Source organism: Ferroplasma acidiphilum (assembly GCF_002078355.1).
Classification (GTDB): Archaea; Thermoplasmatota; Thermoplasmata; order Thermoplasmatales; family Thermoplasmataceae; genus Ferroplasma; species Ferroplasma acidiphilum.
The window spans coordinates 1,107,411-1,125,859 of sequence record NZ_CP015363.1 but is presented as its reverse complement, the minus strand read 5'-3'; the positions used below and the strand labels follow the sequence as shown (position 1 = coordinate 1,125,859).

The window sequence follows — 18,449 nt, the reverse complement described above, 5'->3', positions numbered from 1 at the left end:
TGTAAAATTTATAGCTTATAATTTAAATATTGATAATGTACATTATTTTCTGTAAATTGTAAATAGCCTTACTGACTGTTGATTTCCTCCATATTTATATATTTTCTTCCTGTTACATACTCCTCATTTATGTCTATCATTATTGAGCCTGCCAATCTCATTGCAGAATCATCAGATGGAAATGCACCTATTTTCTTAGTCCTTCTTTTTATTTCTGCATTTAAACGTTCTATAGTATTGGATACTCTTAATCTCCTTAATCCCTGTATATTTGTATTGAATGATCTGTAGTTGTATAATGAATCATAGTATTTATCGAACATAGTAGAACATTTATCTAATCCTCTATCAAAAAGCTTATCCTGCAGTAAAGGGAGTATATCAGGATTATCCAGTGCCTGTTTTATAAGCAATGATAGAAACTTCCATTGCTGTTTTCCCGTTGATTTCCTTAAGTTCCTCATAAAATGGACATGGCAGTATTGCCAAGATGATCCAGGGAATGACTGTTTAACTGCTTCCCTAATACCCTTATTGCCATCTGATATTACCATCTCAACACCATTCAATCCCCTATCCTTAAGATCATCAAAGAATAGTTCCCACTCTATTTCAGTTTCAGAGTCATATATTCTTGCTCCAAGAACTTCACGATATCCATCACTGTTAATCCCTACACAGATGTATATTGCCTTATTCCTGTACCTCCCATTATTTCTTATTTTAAGGTATGTTCCATCTATATATATGAATTTATATTCTCCATCAATCTTCCTTTCAAGGAATTCATTTACTGTTTTATCAAGCCTTGAGGATAATGATGACACATAGGATGGTGATACTTCTATGCCTAAGGATTTTATTACCTTATTAACGCTTCTTGTAGATACACCGCTCAGGTATGATTCCAGTATTATGGATTCTACTGATTTTTCTACTCTGGAATAATTGTCAAATACAGCTGTATGGAAAGATGTTTCCCTGAACTGTGGCTTATCTAATATAACCTTTCCATCTGTTGTTAACAATGATCTCTGCTTATACCCATTCCTGTAATCCTTTCTATTGCTATTTCTCTCATACCTGGATGCATTGATCTGTTCCTCTGCTTCCTCATTCATGAGATCATTAAGAATCCATTTCTTTAAATCTCTCATATTCTCCCTGTTCAATCCATAACTTTTTATCTTTTCTTTTACTTCTTTTAATTGGTCTTGCACTTTTTTCACCCCAATCTAAATTGTGCAAGGCCATTTATAATTTACAGACAATTACTTACACTATCTAAATATTAATATTTAATAGTAAAATATGGTTTTTAAATCTAAAAAAGGAGATATTGCAGGAAATGCATTAGTAGTAGCAAATGTAGATCGTTTTAATATGGTTAAAAATAAATTAAGCGATATAAAGCTTGTTAATGATTTTATGGGATATTATACATATACAGGTTTTTATGAAAATAAAAGACTAACATTATCATGGAGCGGAATAGGAAATACTTCGCTTGCACTGGATACTTTAGAGCTTTATAAATTAGGGGCAAAAAATATTATAAGATTCGGTTCGACAGCATCCATAAATAAGAATATTAAACCCGGTTCATATGTAATGCCAATATCATATTCGCATAATAATGGCGGATTATTCAACGAAGAAATTAAGGACAATTTATCTATATCATTATCTGCTGATTATGATTTATTAAAAAAATTTGATTTGAATCTTAAAGATTATGAACATTATATTACAGATGCTTTTACTACTGATTCGCAGAAAGTAAGGACAAATGAATTCATAGATAAATTAAATAAATTAGGCATAGATAATTTGGATATGGAAGGATCTGCTCTTTATTTAAATTCTAAATTATATAATTTTAAAGCTTTATCAGTTCTTACGGTATATTCAAATTTAATTACAGGGGAATCCTTAAGTTTAGAAGAAATAAGAGAAAAGGAAGAAATATTGTTTAAAATTATTGTAGATAGCATTTAATAATTTAAATAATTTTTATAAAAAGTTTAATTAAAATATTGTAATAACTTTATATGAAAAAAATTTTGGTTCTTGCTTCAGGAAATGGAACAAACTTTCAGGCAATAATAGATGCAATTGATAACAATGTAATAGAGGATGCGAAAATAACTAAATTAATATGCAACAATAAAAGGGCAAATGTAATGCAAATAGCTAGGGACAATGGAATATTGCCTGTATTAATCGATACAAAAAATAATGATTACAATAAAACAATATACGAAATAATATCAGGAGATAATCCTGATTTAATAGTTTTAGATGGCTATATGAAAATACTTCCCGATTTTATTATAAACAAATTTTTATACAAAATAATAAATATTCATCCTTCATTATTGCCTGCTTTTGGTGGCAAAGGATATTACGGAAAAAGGTGCACGAAGCGGTTATAAATTCAGGCGCAAGGTTTTCAGGGTGTACAATACATTTTGCAACAGATGATGTGGACAATGGGCCTATTATAGACCAGAGAATTGTAAGTGTAGATGATTACGAAACACCGGAAACATTAGAGGAAAAAATACATGAAGAAGAGCATAAATCATTGGTTTTCTCAATAAATTTAATATTAAAGAATAAATATAAGATATCAGGAAAAAGGGTTATAAGAAAATTATAATTTTAGTAGTGTGTTGTATAATTAATAGACATGTGTCATCCCCCTCATAATATTGTAATTAACTACCTTAAGAGCTAATTCCTGTACAATATACTCTATTTTCTTAGCTTTAATTACCTCTGACATTACTCTTTTTAATCCTGAAAAATATATTTCCACGAGCCACCTTTTGCCATAGCTATTGTTCTCTTTCAACTGTTCCATAGAATTCTTTTTAATATATCTTACAATCCTGGCCCTTGTGGATGAACCTCTGGATTTGGTAGAAGCATTTTTCCTGGGAGGTATTATTGCATTATATCCGAACATATTGTAAATATACTTTGAATCATATCCCCTATCTCCAAATATTCTTAGAATATTATTTTTCATTTTACTCAATAGTTTTCTAGCAGCTTTAGAATCATGTGTATGCTCATCTGTAATTGTGAATGATAATACAGTAACATCTTTTAATGATATTATTACATGTAATTTGAGCCATCCATTCCTTTTCCTATGCCATTTATGCCTTAAATAGTCTCCCCTTATTGTTATCTTAGAGCCAGTAGAATCTATAATGCAATCCAGCTTACTGTTAATATTGCTATTCAGATCTGGCTTAATTCTCCTTATCCTCCTGAATATTTCACTATATGATATTGATTTTATATTAGCTATAATTGCTAAGGACCTTAACATGCCTTCAAGTGACCTGAATGGAACATTGAATATAGATCTTAATCTAGCTAAATACATTATCAATGCATCGGGTACTTTGTATGGATGTCCTATTTTACCATTATTATTTTCCTCCAATAGAGAATCATAATCCCTTATGAATGATAGATCTGCAAGGTATTCTATTCTATCTGCAAGTGATTCATTATACTTTTCCCATCTCCTGTTTGATCCAATCCAGTACCTTTTTATACTTCTATTTATTTTATTATTGATTTGTGGAGTCAAAGCAAATCACCCCTATATTTCACTATATAGGGGGTTTTCCTTTTAAGTTTTAAATTTATTATGGAATAATTATTAAATTGAAATGAATTATGCAACACACTATAATTTTAGTTTATTTTTATATAGAATCAATGTAATTGATAATGCTGTTAAATTGAAAATAATTATTATTAATATAACATAATTCAAATTTAACAGTAATTTTGAGGCTATTCCAAGACCGATTGCATTTGTTACTATTCCCTGCAATGACCTTATTCCTGAACCTGTTATCCTATCATTTTTATTTAATGAATTCATTGTATATGCTGTATTTGATGTTGTTGCAACTCCTGTAGATGAACCTAAAAATACTTCAGGAAATAGAAAATTAAAGAATAATAACAATGAAAACACACTCATTGATAAAAATCCAAGGGATGCTATTTTTAATCCGTATTTATCATGCAATTTTCCTGAAATAAATGATGTAAATGTAAAGAATAATGGATATATTAAAACCAATAAACCGACAATTAAAGGACTGTATTTCAATGAATACAATAAAAATACAAAGTATGCTGCAAGCATATTTCTTGTTATAGAATGTAAAAATCCTGAAAATGATGATAATGAAAATTCTTTGCTTAATTTAATTCTAAATGATAATACTAAACCTATTATTGCAATAATTATAAATGGAATATAATATATCGATAATATTAATCCGGAGAATAATAATGTAATATAAAATGATGATTTTCCTATTTCTGATTTTCCTTTTATTTCATCTATATTTATTATTAATATAATTGATAATAATGATAAAAATGCTGTAAATAAAAATAGGTACTTATAATTTATTGATGCCATTAAACCGCCCAATGGAAGACCTATAACATAGCCTAAGCTTATTATTGTATGGTTTAACCCTATTGATTTACCTCTATTTATATCAGAGCTTATTAATGATGCATATGATAATGATGTTAATATGACCATTGATCCTCCAATGCCCTGAATTGCCCTTAATAAAAGCATTACAATAAAATTATTTGAAATAAAAATCAAGATTGATGCTATTAGCATTATAAATGAACCGGTTATCATTACCTTTTTTATTCCCTTTTTATCTGCTATTAATGAAAAAGGAATAACAAGCAATGTTTCTGTTATTACAAATATTATTATTAATAATGTCGATTCTGAATATGATATGCTGAATTCCTTTGATATTTCAGGTATAGCAAGTAGAATCATTGTTGCTTCTAACGCTGCTGTAAATCCAGGCAATGATGTAAATACTATTTTTTTATTCATTTTTCACTTAAATATATTTATTCCAACTGCTTTAAGTACAGATAAAACATCAAAATAAACATGTTCTTCCTTTATACATGTGTGCGATTTATTTAAAACCAAAACATCCACACCGTAAATCTCAAAAGGTTTATTACTAATTTTTAAGTTGTATCTTAAACCGTTAAAAGTGGCTTTTCCGAGCCATTCGCCAAATCCTACATTATTATTCCATGCAACGTTTATTAATGTAAAAGTATAATCAGGAAATGTCTCAAAAAATTTTTTTAAATAAACTTCGAAATCACCTTTTTTCCTTATAATTTTTGGTTCTTCTCCTGGATGTATATATAACATATCATCATCATAATATTTTAGTAATTCAAAAATATTATGTGAATTCCAGGCATTAATAAAATCTATTTCAAATTTTTTATAATTATTCATACTAACTTTAAATACTTTGATATATATATATATATTGGTAATAATATTAATAAATAATTTATTAATAAATTAATATTGTTTAAATTAAAATATACCAAGTTTCAATATATAAATATTATACATGACCGCGTCATATTTATTTTATAATTTATAATTGGTATGTCCCATCTAAATTTGGACACTTCTGATGATATGGTTAGATTAATAAAATCTGGTCTGCTCCATTTATTATTTAGACAGTTATCAAGTGGAATATATAGAAATTGATAAATATAAATTGGAATATAATGAGGTGATATAATTAAAATCCATGTTATTTTTATCAAATTATAGATCGTTGGTTTTATATATTGGAAATTGGTATGTTAATATAAATATCAGATAGTTTATTCCTGTTTTTTATTTTCCTGAAAAATCTGTTAATATACCAATGAAATAATGATTTGTTGATATCAGGATAAAATTAATGCAAAGCAGTTTAAATGTATATAAAAAAGGTGTTATATGAGTTCATTTCAGTTACCATTAATGAAATGAGCCCGCCGGGATTCGAACCCGGATTATAGGCTCCGGAGGCCTATATGATAATCCGTTACACCACGGGCCCTAAGACTTATAACCTATGTCCCTGAGGAATTTCCTGCGTTTTTCCTTATCTTTATCTGTTTCAACTCCAACAGGGGAATAGCCATCCGCAACGCCTATAACTGCATTTGTATTTTCTGTTTTCGCAAGTATCACTTTGATAGGATTTGCAGTGGCAGCAAAAATAGCCCCGAGCTCCTGCGTCATCTTCAATTGTGGCAGGATGTTAATTGGAAATGCATTTCTAAGCAGTATCATAAACGTGTGCCCGGCAGAAATTTTTTTGATATTTTCTATTCCACAGTCTATCAACTCCTTATTGTTACCTTCATAACGGATTAATTTATCGCCGGAAGCTTCAGAAAATACAATAGCATATTCACACCCTGGAATGGTTGTTTTTATGATTTCATTCATATCTTCAACCGTTTTGATGAAATGTGAATAACCTAATATGATGTTCACATCTTCAGGTTTGTTAATTTCTACGGCAACAATTTCCATAGTGGCATAATCAATTAAACGAATATTAATTTAATGTTTATTGCTGTGTTATAACGTACAAACAATTAATCTGATAAGATAGTTTAAATCTGAACTTTAATTATATCTATGAAAATAATAATTATAAAAATTTTGTTATAATAATAAAAAATTTATGTTCTGGACTTCATATTGAATTCCCCTGCATCTTTCAGAATTTCAGGCTTTTTAATTCTATAGTAAAGTGTTACCACTATACCACCTAACAGTATCCACAGGATAGTAACAACGAAAGACACGAAATATGCGTCATTTACTGCGCTTGGAGTGACAAGGAACTTTTTAAATATATCACTCATGGTAAAGTATATGACAACAAGCCCGATGATTGTAGCCAGCGAGGGCAATATCCCATGTTTCAGCAGGTTGAACCTATTAACTCTTCTGGTATATAGAGTAAGCGATGTATTTGCAATCATATGGACTATTACTATAGAGATCCCTGTGCCAGCTTCAAGTACAAAGGCGGCACTGAGCGGGCCAAAAATGAGGCCCATGATTACGTCAAGCACAAATGAAAGTCCAGCCCATATTATTGCAGCATTGGCAGGAGAATGGTGTTTTTCATTAATTTTTCCTATAGTTTCTGGAAATACCACATGGTCCCTGGCCGCCGAGTACCACCATCTGCTAACTGCAGTTGCCTTTGAAACTCCGTTTGAAAAATAGCTGTTAATTGTAAACACTATCAAAAGCACCAGCCCTATAGGTCCAAGGTATCTCGAGAAAACAGTTAAACCAGCATCGCTATGTGATGCAAAACTCCCAATACTGCTGACTCCCCAGCCAACTGTTAAAGCGTATGCTGCCGGTATAAGTGCAACTGCAGTGAGGACCATAGCAAATATTATAGATTTTCCAATGTTTTTCTTCGGCTTGCTTATCTCCTCAGATATTGTGGTAACTACACCTGAACCTGTAAAGTCCAGAATTGAGAAAACAGAAGCGAACATTATAGATGAAAATCCAACGCTATAGGGCCCTGTAATCTCAAATGGCACCACAGAATTATGCCCGCCTACCCTTATAATAATAATTATGGATCCTATCAGGAGAAACATAATTTCCAGCAACCCTGTTATTGCTGTATAATTCAATGAGGGCCGGATACCGAGATATGTTACAATTATAATGAAAGCGGTAAAAATACCTGCAAACAGAATCCAGAGATAGGGTATGGAAGTAACCTCAGGGGCCATAAGGAATATAAAGCTTGAAAGCCCTAGTATTCCAAATGCGGCTCCTGTAATATCATAATACATGAAGCTTAATGCCGTTATTGGCCCCAGCCTTCCCTTTTCAGTTGCTCCTGCAGCATATGCATAATAACTACCCGAATTTGATTTAATTTTGGAAAATTCATAGGGTGTAATCATCCATAATGCATATATAATCCAGCCTATAATTACAGACATAACTGTCTGGGCTCCGGAAATTGAAAATGAAGCTACAAGCAATATAGCTATATCGGCGGCCGGCGCCACCTGCCCCAGAGATTGGAAAATTCCCTGCAAAAGCCCGACAGAGTCTCTCTTTAATTTGGTGTGAGTAATAACCATTTAGACACCTGTATGTATTATATTTATATAGTATAAAGGTTTTTTGGTATAAATTGTGAAAATTTATATAATTATAATAGTAATATAATTGGAAATTGCCATATACTATGGTTTGTACTGATATAAATCCCAAGATTAATGGGGATTTATCTGCCATATATAAAAACTAATTTATATTGAAATTAAATCAAGCTCGGAAAAATATGAACTGCCATAGGATATCTTTATAAATACATACAAGTTATAGCCAGTATGAAAATTTCAGATTCAATTGAAAAGATAGATGGAGCTATGGCAAATTCGTATCTCATAATGATTGACGGAATGAACATTATTGTGGACGCCGGCACACCGGGTTCAGGTAAGAAAATTACAGGATACCTGGAAGATCATAAAATTAAGCTAGATGCAATACTCATAACACATTATCACGTTGACCATGTAGGGGGACTTTCCAGAATTTATGAAAAATACCATCCTGAAATCTTTGTCCCTGCTAATGAGCTCAGTATTATATCAGGGTCTGAACCTGTTCCACCAAAACCTTTCTTGCCTAAATTTGCATCCACAATTATGCGTGCCCGGAAAGTGAAGGACCTGAAACCATCTTCAGATATGAATATCTCCGGCATTGAACTGGTAAAAACGCCTGGGCATACAAGGGATTCAACATCATACTATCTAAAGGAACAGAAAGTAGTCTTCAGTGGAGATGCCGCTGTAAATCTTAAAGGTGTTCCGGGATACAATAAAGGATTCGCAGCGAACCCGGAAAATGCAGAGAAATCTCTTAAAGCCATACGTACCATGGATGCATTAATCCTGCCCGGTCATGGCGATAAAATGGATTTAAGGACAGGCATCTAACCTTTTATATATTTAATGCATTACATTATATGGAAGAAATTAGCCCGGGACTTGAAAACGTATACATAAAATATACAGAATTGACTTTTATTGATGGACAGAAAGGAATAATGCGATACAGGGGATATGATATTAATGAACTGGCAGAAAAATCATCCTTTGAAAAAGTTTCTTATCTAATGCTTTTCGGAAAGTTTCCTGATGATTCCGAATTAAAAAATTTCCAAAATAAGATAAACAGCCATCTGGCACTGGATGATTATTTAAAGGATATACTAAGAGCCATGCCAGAAACCTCTGATTCACTTGGAATATTGCAGACACTGTTGTCAGCGAAAGCATCTAAAGAATCTAATTATAAATATACGAAAGAAAATGATGGGGAAAAAATACCAGAAATTCTGGGCTCTGTCCTTTCTATGGTTGCAAATATATACAGGCTCAAATCAGGAAACAATATAATAGACCCTGAACCCGGTGAAAGTTATGCAGAAACATTCCTGAAAGCCTGTTCTGGAAGTGCAGATAAAAATAAAATAAGTGCTATGGATTCTGCACTTATTCTTTATATGGATCATGAAATACCGGCATCCACAACAGCTGCACTGGTAACAGCATCCACACTATCTGATATGTATTCATCACTGGCATCAGCCATTGCAGCATTGCGTGGCCCACTCCATGGCGGAGCCGCTGAGGGTGCTTACAGGCAGTTTCTGGAAATAGGGGAACCAGAAAATGTTAATGCATGGTTTGAAAACAATATACTCAATGGGAAAAGAAGGCTTGTTGGATTCGGGCACAGGGTTTACAGGACATATGACCCCCGTTTGAAAACTTTCAAGAAATATGCCGATATACTTTCAACAACAGAAGAGCAGAAAAAAATACTGGCTATTGCAAAAAGGCTTGAAGAAGCAGGTGTCAAAGCTTTTGGGTCTAAGGGTATATATACAAATACAGATTTCTATGCAGGGATGGTTTTTAATGCAATAGGCTTTCCGGTAGACATGTTTACCACTTTATTTGGACTTTCAAGAATATCAGGGATTCTGGCACACATTACAGAATACGTGGAAACACAGGAGAGGCTTATCAGGCCAAGGGCGATATATAGAGGTTCTGGAGAAAGGAAATACCCGGAATAATTTTATAATTTCTGTGCAAGGTCTGTAACATACCCGAAATCGAGAAGGCCAAAGTCTTCTGTTATACCATAAGCTCTGAATTTCTTTGAAACATTTTTTAAAACGGGAGTGAAATGTTCATTATTTAATAAGGATTCAGATACATCTGTTCCTGAAGAGAAAAAACTCATTGCAGGGGTGATTAACATTTTCTGTTCATTATTGTAGACAAAGGCAGGGAGTTTAAACACACTTCCAATTTCATCCCTGAGCACTACCGAAGGGTGTTCATGCCCCAGTATAGTTAATTTTCTGTAGGACATATCCCGGTCTCCATGATATATGTAATAATTATCAGTTTCATAATAATCATATATTTCTAGGCCATTTGACTTTAATATGGTCATGAGGTAGTTGTCATGGTTTCCCCTTACGAATATTAGCTCTGACTCCTTCCTGTACCTGTCAATGAAATGGTTAACATCGTCCCATTCCTGTGGAAGATTTCTGGAGAATTCCTGTTTGAAGTCTCCGTTAATAATAATTTTAGATGGTGAATACCTATCCATTATCTGGTCAACCATTTTTTCAACATGGCTTCTCTGCAATTTCGGCAAAAAAATACCGTGCAGGTTCATTTCCTCCTCAAAACCCAGGTGCAGATCTGAAATTACAACTGCAGATATATCCTGCAGGTAAACGCAATACAGGTCTGATATGAAAACATCTTTTACAATCTGAATATCTTTCAATCTGTATAATCATTGAAAATATAATAATAATCTTTGCGGAAGGGCGAAGAAAACCGGATTTTATTTGTATTATAAAATTGCAGCTATGAAACCCGGGGCTTAGCATTCTGAGAGACCCCGGAACCGGAACAAAACCATAGGGAAATCATTACTCCAGAATATGAATAAAACCGTGATATCAATTATCCGGCCTTCTATACCGAATTACTCTATAACTATACTGCATGACCGGTTAAGCCTACGTATACAATCATTTATACATATTTCAAATGGACAAATATTTAAGCTATATAGTTATGACTTTTTATGGTATCTTCCAGAGTAAACGGCATAAACGAATCTGCCACTGTCAGTATGTCCAATAAGGCTGCAGAACTGAAAGCAGCAGGAAAAACAATCTACAGTTTCGGTATAGGGGAACCGGACTTTACAACGCCTGAAGAAATAATAGATTATGCTTTTAAAGAAGCCAGAGAGGGAAAAACCCATTATACCCCATCGGCAGGCATTATGGAATTAAGGGAGAAAATAGCAGAAAAAATGAAGAAAAAGAATAATATAGATGCAACTGCATCAAATGTTCTGGTTACACCAACTAAATTTTCACTGAATCTGGCATTGTATTCGATTATAGATCCTGGTGAAGAAGTTCTCCTTCCGGCACCTTATTATGTATCATATCCTGATATAATAAAGTTGAATCAGGGCAAAATGATAACAGTACCTACGGATGAAAATTATGAATTTGATTTTCAGGAAATGAAAAAATACATATCGCCCAAAACAAAGGCATTTATGTTTAACAATCCTGTGAATCCAACGGGAAAGGTATATTCAGAGAAATCATTGAGGGCACTTGCAGACTTTATACTGGAAAATGACCTTTATCTGATTTCGGATGAGATTTATGAAGATTTAATCTACAAAGGCAGGATGTTTTCTCCAGGGTCTATAGAGGAGATGAAGGATAAAACAGTAACATTAAGCGGATTTTCAAAAAGTTACGCTATGACCGGCTGGAGGATAGGATATATGGTGGCACCATTGGATATAATAAAAGCTGCTAATAAGGTCCAGCAGCAGACATTGACCTGTGCACCTTCCATATCACAATATGGTGCAATGAAAGCACTCGAGGATGAAGAAAGTGTTGCAAAGATGAGGCAGGAATTCGCAAAAAGGCGGGATTTAACGGTTTCCCTGTTGAAAGAGATAGATGGGATAACGTTATATGAACCTGAAGGGGCTTTTTATGCATTTCCGGGATATTCGACTGAAAAGGCAGATGATAAGTTATCTATGGAACTTCTTGAAAAATACAACGTTATTGTTACACCAGGGAGTCCATTTGGAGCTCCCGGGCATTTCAGGATTTCCTATGCCACATCACAGGATGTTATCAGGGAAGGTATTGGAAGAATAGAGAAATATTTCAATAATTTATAAAAAGATATATATATAAAAATTTACATTACCGTGAATGGGAAAATTAACTGCCATTATAGTAGGGTATATAGCTACTACTTTCGCGGCGTATATTATTTTATCTGTAAGTTATAATCCACTGGTAAACTGGCTTGGTCCATATTTTGGCTACCGTTTTCCATTCATACTTGGGATTATTTATCTCATTGTAGGATCGCCATTACATAACACAATTATACTGGAAGTATGGATTATAATAGGGTTGCTTGTTGGAATTTCCACACGGAAGGGCTTGCGTGCATGGGGATCTGCGAGCCTTGTCTGGACATTGACCACAATTACCATGGCACTTTCCGCCATTGCAATGCTTGGAATCTCTTTAGGAAACATAACCAGCGTTTCAATAATTTCGGGTACTGTTTCACAGCTTTTGGATGTATTACTGGCTGCAACAGCTTTCGTCCCATACAGCACCAATATAGCTACTATCGCAACAGAGCCGGTATTACGGGTTTTAATTCCATATCTTTCATCCTCCATCACCTCGGGCACCACAGGCACAGCAGGATTGAGCGGAGCTATTACAGAATTGTCAATACATGCACTGGAAAATTATATAATATTTGTAGCCACATCCATAATCTCAGGGGCTGTAATACACAGGGTCCTCCACGGAAAGAAAAAAATATCCAGGAAGGCTGTAGCAGCGGCCATATCAATATTTATTGCCATCATTTTTATAGCAATGGCTGCTTCTGCAGGAATCAGTTCCAGCAGCCAGCCAGCACTTCAGACAGGTGAAACTGGAAACCATGAAATTCCTGCTGTCGGGTTAAATACATTATTTCCTCTTTCTATATCCGGTAATTCAGCAAGGATAGCTGAAAATAATACTGTAATGCCATCATACGCTACAGGAAATAATTCATCTGATCAGGCAGCCCTGAGTTTGATAACTCCTCAGGGGAATCTGTACAATCTATTTGCAATGGATTCTTCCAGCAATAATTCCAATTCTATCTGGAGTGGAAACGGGCTAATGTTAGGAGATTTTATAGTCTCAGCCAATATGACATCTCTCATAGGGAGTGAGCTGGGAGCAGAATATAGCAAACTAGCATCTTTCGCCCCACAGAATGCCCTTATACTTGCATATAATGGGACAGGACATAGTGGATCAGCATCCTCAATGGCTTCTTCCATTGGAAAAGAAATTGGAACGACATTTAATCCTGTTGTCGCATTAAAAAATATTACACTTTCAGGAAATAATGTTGAGATCTTTATTTATTCCTCATCCGCCTCCATTCATAAACTTGATAGTGACTTTATGGCTACATTTGGTAATGGCTACAATGGCAGCGTTCCTGAAATATTTGTTACAGACCAGGGATTAAACAATTACAATTCATACATTCTCTCTTCAGGATATATTAATGCATCAATTGTTAAATCCCTTGCTGGAAATACAGGCATTAACCTTTCTAACGAGTTATTTACTGCGGGGTTATTTGAATACACCAACCATTTCCATTCGTCCGGAGATGTGCATTCATACAATCTGTCAGAGCTCATGCAATATAGTTCTAACATCTCGTTCAGCAATTCGTCGCAGCTTTCGCTTGTAGGCATAGGTTATAATAATGGCACTGGCAGTGTTGTTGATACTTCAAATTATACCTTTGATATATACTCAAACAATGCGTCGCTTGCAGCACAAACAGCCCTGAACACCCCCGGTTCAACTTTTCATAATTCAAATTACCGGGCATTTTCACCTTCGTCTGTGTCAGTAAAGTTTAATGCAGTCTTCCCCGCATATATATTATATGATACAACCGTTAAAAGGGTATCTGCAAATACTGTTGAAATTAACGTACACATAAAAAACAATGACACATCACAGTTAAAAGACTTTTACGCATCGCAATCCGCATTTGTAAATAATTATGTAAAGTACGGGGCTGCATCATCAGTTTCAGGAAACTACAACGAATCTAATATAACCTTATCTCCCGGGCACTATGCAAATTTCACATATAAAATATCATTTACAGGCATAGGCACATATGTAATACCATATACTAATATATCATATAACCTCCAGGGAAAGGCTTTTTCATACGGAACCAATGCTACATATATATCCCAGGAAAAACCAGGATACATCACCGCTATGAATTCCATGATAAACAATGAAGCTTCACAGTATACTTTTCTGGGCAAAACAATCATAGCAGTCCAGGGATTTGCTATATCATTAATTGACATCATACTGTTCGCTATCGTGGCTCTGGATGTAGTGATAGAAGTGAAAGGATTAAGGAAGCTGATTAGGGAACATAACCAGAATACTGAAAAATAAAATATTATTTTTAAATTAGTTGTAATTATGCAATTATTTTAAAGTTTTGATGCATAATCTGATAGATATGGTATATTTGCATTCATCCCTCTTGAGGCCCTGTAACCGGTGTATATGCCATATAGCCATACCAGAACAAGAATCAGGTCTAATATCCCAGAAATTACCTGCCCACCTACACCTGTTATAAAGATGTCAAAAATTCCGAAGATTATTGATGCAACAATAAGACATATGCCAAGTAAAATAGCCTGTATACTCTGGAACCTGAGCTTGCTGTCTCTGCTTCCATAGAGAATATAAACTAAAAGACCCGTTATCAATGGGATTAAATATGCAACAATAAACATAATATTGTTCTCTTTATGTTCCATTACACTATATCCTAATTGTCTTATTTAAATATTGAGCCTGATGTCTGACAAAAACACTAAATTATATATTCATAATTTAACTGAACACCTAGAATGATGCAAGTGATCATATTAATGTCTGACAAAATCAATATGATTGCATACCTCTAAATCATCATACTTAATAAATGCAATTAAACATTAACTATAAAAATATTTATTTATATGTAAAGCATGTAACCATGTGAGGTTCTTCCTGATAATTTATATGGCGTTGCTTGCAGTTACTGTCATATCCTTTATATATTATCTGTTAAATGCATACTATTCCACATATTACAGGAAAGGGGAAACAATTTCAAATGTTAATCCGGATGAAGCCACTATTGTAATGCCGGTTTACAATGAAGACGTTGAAATTTTCAGGCAGGCTATAGTATCACTCGCACTTCAGGGTTCAAAGTTTATTGTTGTAGGTGATTCAAGCCTTGAACCCTATAAGACTATAACCGAACAGAACGGAGGAAGGTTTATTTATTTAAGCCAGAGAGGCGGGAAAAAGAATGCCCTGGTTCAGGGGATTAAACACGTTTCAACGAAATATGTTATGTTTGTAGACAGTGATACAATAATACCTGCAGATACATTAAAAAGCATGCTTTCTTATTTTTCCAACGGCATAGCCGGAGTGGGTGTAAACATACACATTAAAAATGATGGCACAAATATCTCATATGCATCTGAATTTATTGAAAGGCTTACGGAAATGATATCAAAATCCATGTCAAGGCACGGAAATGTTTACGTTCTGGACGGCAGATGCGCCATGTATATAACAGATGTGGTAAAGCCTTTCATGGTTTCTGATGAATTCCTTAATAAGAAAATTTTTGGCAAGAAAGTTGTCCTTGGAGATGACATGCAATTAACAAGCTTCCTTATTAAAAATAAATATAAAATGATAAAAGATTATGATATTACAGTTGAAACAGAACCGCAAAAAGGCACCAGGAAATTTTTAAATCAGCAAATTAGATGGTCCAGAAGAGGGTGGTACTTCTTCTTTAAAAACCTGAGCGATGGAACAACAAAGAATGGCGGGAAGTTTTACGCCTTTGAAATGTTTTACATATACCTGATACCCATAATTGGATTCATACTATTTTTGTTCCGTGGCATGTTTATCCTTAGATTTCTCGGCCATATTGATTATCTCAGTGTTTCATCTGTAAACTACCTGATAATGGCACATTTATTACATCTTCATTCCCATGATATTCTAGGTTCCTTAATAAATGGAATAATGTATACCCTAGGGGCTATTGGCGATAGCATTTTTGTGGGAGCAATAATGATACGGATTCCAAAGAACAGAATAAGGACACTGGCATACGGGGCAATGGGCCTTGGTGTACTTTTCTTCGTTAACCTTTACGGTCTATTCACATTCTGGAAGCAATCAAAATGGCTAACAAGATAAGAAATTAATACGGGGATTTTTTATATATAGTATGCCTTCCAAGTTGAGAAATCGAGCTATAACCTGATAAAGCCATTTGAAGGTCAAACTCAGCCCTCAATTGATTGAGATACCGTTCTATGCCTCTTTGCCCAGCAACTGCCATTGCATAACAGTATGGCCTGCCTATTAGAACGCCTGAAGCACCAAGAGCGAGGGCCTTCATGGCATCGGCAGCATGCCTGATCCCGCTGTCAAAAAGTATGGTAAATTCCGGCTTATTTTCACCGGTTATCTCATCAAGTGCTTCCAGTGAGGATATTGAACCATCAACCTGCCTTCCCCCATGATTGGAAATTATCACGCCATCTGCACCGTATTTAACTGCAGTATGCACATCTTCTTCTGACGATATTCCTTTGATTAAAATGGGCAGTTTTGTCCAGCTCCTTATTTTCCTGAAGCCATCCCATGTGAACGAAGGGTTGACATAAACCATAAGGAACTCTTCAATTGCGGCCTGCATATTATTTTCAGGTGAAGTTTCAAGCATTTTCAAAAATTCAGGGTCAGTTATGAAGTTTGCAATGCCCTCTCCCTGCAGGAATGGAAGATACGCATTTTTAATATCCTGTTCCCTCCAACCCAGCATTGTTGTGTCAACCGTTACCACTATGACTTTGTATCCGGCTTTTTCCGCTCTGTTGACCATACTCTTCATGACATTTTCATCCTTTCCGGGGTAAAGCTGGAACCATTTCTCGCTCTCCGGGAACTTTGCTGCTATGTCCTCAATGCTGGTTGATGAAACAGTACTCAGTATATATGGCATGCCCAGTGAAGCAGCAGCTCCTGCACTGGCATATTCTGCATCTTTATGTATTATCGATTGCACACCAATAGGTGCTATTATAAATGGTGAATCCTGTTTCCGGCCAAATAGTGTTATGGATTGATTTCTGTTTTCTACATCATGCAGGTATCGTGGCCTTATCCTATACCTGGAAAATGCCTTTATATTTTCTATCATGGTATCTTCCGACCCTGCGGCACCTTCGAGATATCCCCAGGGACCATCCTGCAATGCCATTCTGGCAGAAGACCTCCAGGATTCAAGCGATACAGGAAGATCAGAATCTGCATCCATTTTCAAGTAAATTTTAAGTTGATAATCCAATCCAAATTGTGTCATTATTATTAAAAGAATAAATCCTATTTAAAGGTTGGCTGCTCTAAAAGCCAGGCACTAAAACAATGTCCGGAACCTGCTCTGTGCTTCATATTTCCACTCATCCTCCTCTGATGTACATATAACATTATTTCTCCGGCAGGCTTCTTCGATGGCTCGCCGGAAGCTATTCCACCATTCATTCCCTGTTTTAATATATCCCGTTCCTGCCATATATGGAACGGTGCCTTTAAAATCCTGAAATGAGTCATATATTATTCTTGTCCCTGTTGAAGCACAGAATTCTATTATCCTGTCAATATCATCTATATTGTCGTTTACCCCATTGGCTATGGGCCCTAAATAAAGCCATGTTCTGATTCCGGTTTCAGCCAACTTTTTCAGGGCATTTAAACGCTTAAATGGATCAGGTGCATATGGCTCCAGTATTTTTGAGACTTTTCTATTAATAGTTGTTACTGTAATGCCAACATCAATATTTTTTTTATATTTTTCAAGAATTTTGATATCCTTTAAAATAAGTGGTGATTTTGTCTGGATGGTGACATAAAAACCATTCTTCACCAGTATTCCTATAGCCTCTGGCACTATTCTGTATTTCATTTCAATAGACTGGTAAGGGTCTGTAATTGTTGATATTCCAACTATTCCCTTTTTATATGTTCTTGCCTCATGTTCCAGTAATTCAATTATATTTTTTCTGACAAAAACTACCTTCCCCCAGTTATTAGCCGCTTCTGCGGGTGACATATCTATTGCATAACAGTAACGGCAACCATGAAAGCATCCAAGATATGGATTAAATGCATAATCAAGCTCAGCCATTCCTGATTTACCCAGTGCATGTTTTGCATTTGTTTCAATTATTTTTATATTATCCGGCATATTTA

18 protein-coding genes and 1 tRNA gene are annotated in these 18,449 nt (G+C 34.6%); 8 read left to right on the top strand and 11 right to left on the bottom strand.

Features of this window, described 5'->3' with window-relative positions:
- Nucleotides 1-68 precede the first annotated feature (68 nt).
- Nucleotides 69-1,220: an IS256-like element ISFac7 family transposase gene (locus tag fad_RS05470; RefSeq protein ID WP_081143164.1), complete on the bottom strand. Its 1,152-nt coding sequence runs from the start codon at nt 1,218-1,220 to the stop codon at nt 69-71.
- Nucleotides 1,221-1,311: 91 nt separating this feature from the next.
- Here fad_RS05470 and fad_RS05465 point away from each other — a divergent pair, with 91 nt between their 5' ends.
- From fad_RS05465 to fad_RS09520, 3 genes are read left to right on the top strand one after another with little or no spacing between them, the layout of a single operon-like run.
- The gene (locus fad_RS05465) at nt 1,312-1,998 is read left to right on the top strand and encodes a nucleoside phosphorylase (RefSeq protein WP_081142481.1); all 687 of its coding nucleotides are present in this window, start codon (nt 1,312-1,314) and stop codon (nt 1,996-1,998) included.
- 53 nt (nt 1,999-2,051) lie between these two features.
- A complete protein-coding gene (gene purN / locus fad_RS09525; RefSeq protein ID WP_250637993.1) occupies nt 2,052-2,435 on the top strand; it encodes a phosphoribosylglycinamide formyltransferase in 384 nt (127 codons plus the stop codon).
- Nucleotides 2,417-2,662, top strand: a complete 246-nt coding sequence (locus fad_RS09520; RefSeq protein WP_250637992.1) for a formyltransferase family protein — start codon at nt 2,417-2,419, stop codon at nt 2,660-2,662. The genes purN and fad_RS09520 overlap by 19 nt, the downstream gene beginning before the upstream one ends.
- Nucleotides 2,663-2,683: 21 nt before the next feature.
- Here fad_RS09520 and fad_RS05455 read toward each other — a convergent pair whose 3' ends face one another.
- The 6 genes from fad_RS05455 to fad_RS05430 form a co-directional block, all read right to left on the bottom strand.
- Nucleotides 2,684-3,610, bottom strand: a complete 927-nt coding sequence (locus fad_RS05455; protein ID WP_081142479.1) for an IS5 family transposase — start codon at nt 3,608-3,610, stop codon at nt 2,684-2,686.
- 99 nt (nt 3,611-3,709) lie between these two features.
- Complete coding sequence (locus fad_RS05450; protein ID WP_009886209.1) at nt 3,710-4,909, bottom strand: MFS transporter; 1,200 nt, start codon at nt 4,907-4,909, stop codon at nt 3,710-3,712.
- Between the two features lie 3 nt (nt 4,910-4,912).
- Complete coding sequence (locus fad_RS05445) at nt 4,913-5,335, bottom strand: nuclear transport factor 2 family protein (RefSeq protein ID WP_009886208.1); 423 nt, start codon at nt 5,333-5,335, stop codon at nt 4,913-4,915.
- Nucleotides 5,336-5,869: 534 nt separating this feature from the next.
- Nucleotides 5,870-5,942 (bottom strand) — tRNA-Arg (locus fad_RS05440).
- Nucleotides 5,942-6,424 (bottom strand): adenosine-specific kinase, encoded by a 483-nt coding sequence (locus tag fad_RS05435; RefSeq protein ID WP_009886207.1) that lies wholly within the window; start codon nt 6,422-6,424, stop codon nt 5,942-5,944. Before fad_RS05435 ends, fad_RS05440 begins: the two co-directional genes overlap by 1 nt.
- 152 nt (nt 6,425-6,576) lie before the next feature.
- The gene (locus tag fad_RS05430) at nt 6,577-8,022 is read right to left on the bottom strand and encodes an amino acid permease (RefSeq protein ID WP_009886206.1); all 1,446 of its coding nucleotides are present in this window, start codon (nt 8,020-8,022) and stop codon (nt 6,577-6,579) included.
- 252 nt (nt 8,023-8,274) lie between these two features.
- Here fad_RS05430 and fad_RS05425 point away from each other — a divergent pair, with 252 nt between their 5' ends.
- Together fad_RS05425 and gltA are read left to right on the top strand one after the other, a co-directional pair.
- On the top strand, nt 8,275-8,889 hold the full coding sequence (locus tag fad_RS05425) for an MBL fold metallo-hydrolase (protein ID WP_009886205.1): 615 nt from the start codon (nt 8,275-8,277) through the stop codon (nt 8,887-8,889).
- A 29-nt stretch (nt 8,890-8,918) separates the two neighbouring features.
- Nucleotides 8,919-10,037 (top strand): citrate synthase, encoded by a 1,119-nt coding sequence (gltA, locus tag fad_RS05420; RefSeq protein ID WP_009886204.1) that lies wholly within the window; start codon nt 8,919-8,921, stop codon nt 10,035-10,037.
- A gap of 2 nt (nt 10,038-10,039) precedes the next feature.
- On the opposite strand, the gene fad_RS05415 is transcribed toward gltA, so the two are convergent.
- Nucleotides 10,040-10,768 (bottom strand): metallophosphoesterase, encoded by a 729-nt coding sequence (locus tag fad_RS05415; protein WP_009886203.1) that lies wholly within the window; start codon nt 10,766-10,768, stop codon nt 10,040-10,042.
- 306 nt (nt 10,769-11,074) lie between these two features.
- Between fad_RS05415 and fad_RS05410 the strand changes: the two genes are divergently transcribed.
- Nucleotides 11,075-12,214 carry a pyridoxal phosphate-dependent aminotransferase gene (locus fad_RS05410; protein WP_009886202.1) on the top strand — a complete coding sequence of 380 codons (1,140 nt, stop codon included), beginning with the start codon at nt 11,075-11,077 and terminating at the stop codon, nt 12,212-12,214.
- Between the two features lie 34 nt (nt 12,215-12,248).
- Complete coding sequence (locus fad_RS05405) at nt 12,249-14,558, top strand: hypothetical protein (protein ID WP_019841327.1); 2,310 nt, start codon at nt 12,249-12,251, stop codon at nt 14,556-14,558.
- Between the two features lie 38 nt (nt 14,559-14,596).
- Here the strand turns inward: fad_RS05405 and fad_RS05400 are convergent, their stop codons facing one another.
- Nucleotides 14,597-14,932, bottom strand: coding sequence for a DUF4870 domain-containing protein (locus fad_RS05400; protein WP_009886200.1), 336 nt, complete (start codon nt 14,930-14,932; stop codon nt 14,597-14,599).
- A 223-nt stretch (nt 14,933-15,155) separates the two neighbouring features.
- On the opposite strand from fad_RS05400, the gene fad_RS05395 reads away from it, so the two are divergent.
- The gene (locus fad_RS05395; protein WP_009886199.1) at nt 15,156-16,391 is read left to right on the top strand and encodes a glycosyltransferase family 2 protein; all 1,236 of its coding nucleotides are present in this window, start codon (nt 15,156-15,158) and stop codon (nt 16,389-16,391) included.
- A 4-nt stretch (nt 16,392-16,395) separates the two neighbouring features.
- On the opposite strand, the gene fad_RS05390 is transcribed toward fad_RS05395, so the two are convergent.
- Together fad_RS05390 and fad_RS05385 are read right to left on the bottom strand one after the other, a co-directional pair.
- Entirely contained in the window at nt 16,396-17,562 is a 1,167-nt protein-coding gene (locus fad_RS05390; protein ID WP_009886198.1) for a lactate 2-monooxygenase, read from the bottom strand.
- Between the two features lie 54 nt (nt 17,563-17,616).
- Nucleotides 17,617-18,444, bottom strand: a complete 828-nt coding sequence (locus fad_RS05385) for an SPL family radical SAM protein (RefSeq protein WP_009886197.1) — start codon at nt 18,442-18,444, stop codon at nt 17,617-17,619.
- Nucleotides 18,445-18,449: the final 5 nt, after the last annotated feature.

Excerpts from the sequence above, each read along its gene's own strand:
- fad_RS05465 (WP_081142481.1), top strand. The coding sequence starts at position 1,312 with ATGGTTTTTAAATCTAAAAAAGGAGATATTGCAGGAAATGCATTAGTA.
- purN (WP_250637993.1), top strand. The coding sequence starts at position 2,052 with ATGAAAAAAATTTTGGTTCTTGCTTCAGGAAATGGAACAAACTTTCAG.
- fad_RS05450 (WP_009886209.1), bottom strand. The coding sequence starts at position 4,909 with ATGAATAAAAAAATAGTATTTACATCATTGCCTGGATTTACAGCAGCG.
- fad_RS05445 (WP_009886208.1), bottom strand. The coding sequence starts at position 5,335 with ATGAATAATTATAAAAAATTTGAAATAGATTTTATTAATGCCTGGAAT.
- fad_RS05435 (WP_009886207.1), bottom strand. The coding sequence starts at position 6,424 with ATGGAAATTGTTGCCGTAGAAATTAACAAACCTGAAGATGTGAACATC.
- fad_RS05430 (WP_009886206.1), bottom strand. The coding sequence starts at position 8,022 with ATGGTTATTACTCACACCAAATTAAAGAGAGACTCTGTCGGGCTTTTG.
- fad_RS05425 (WP_009886205.1), top strand. The coding sequence starts at position 8,275 with ATGAAAATTTCAGATTCAATTGAAAAGATAGATGGAGCTATGGCAAAT.
- gltA (WP_009886204.1), top strand. The coding sequence starts at position 8,919 with ATGGAAGAAATTAGCCCGGGACTTGAAAACGTATACATAAAATATACA.
- fad_RS05410 (WP_009886202.1), top strand. The coding sequence starts at position 11,075 with ATGGTATCTTCCAGAGTAAACGGCATAAACGAATCTGCCACTGTCAGT.
- fad_RS05405 (WP_019841327.1), top strand. The coding sequence starts at position 12,249 with ATGGGAAAATTAACTGCCATTATAGTAGGGTATATAGCTACTACTTTC.
- fad_RS05400 (WP_009886200.1), bottom strand. The coding sequence starts at position 14,932 with ATGGAACATAAAGAGAACAATATTATGTTTATTGTTGCATATTTAATC.
- fad_RS05390 (WP_009886198.1), bottom strand. The coding sequence starts at position 17,562 with ATGACACAATTTGGATTGGATTATCAACTTAAAATTTACTTGAAAATG.
- fad_RS05385 (WP_009886197.1), bottom strand. The coding sequence starts at position 18,444 with ATGCCGGATAATATAAAAATAATTGAAACAAATGCAAAACATGCACTG.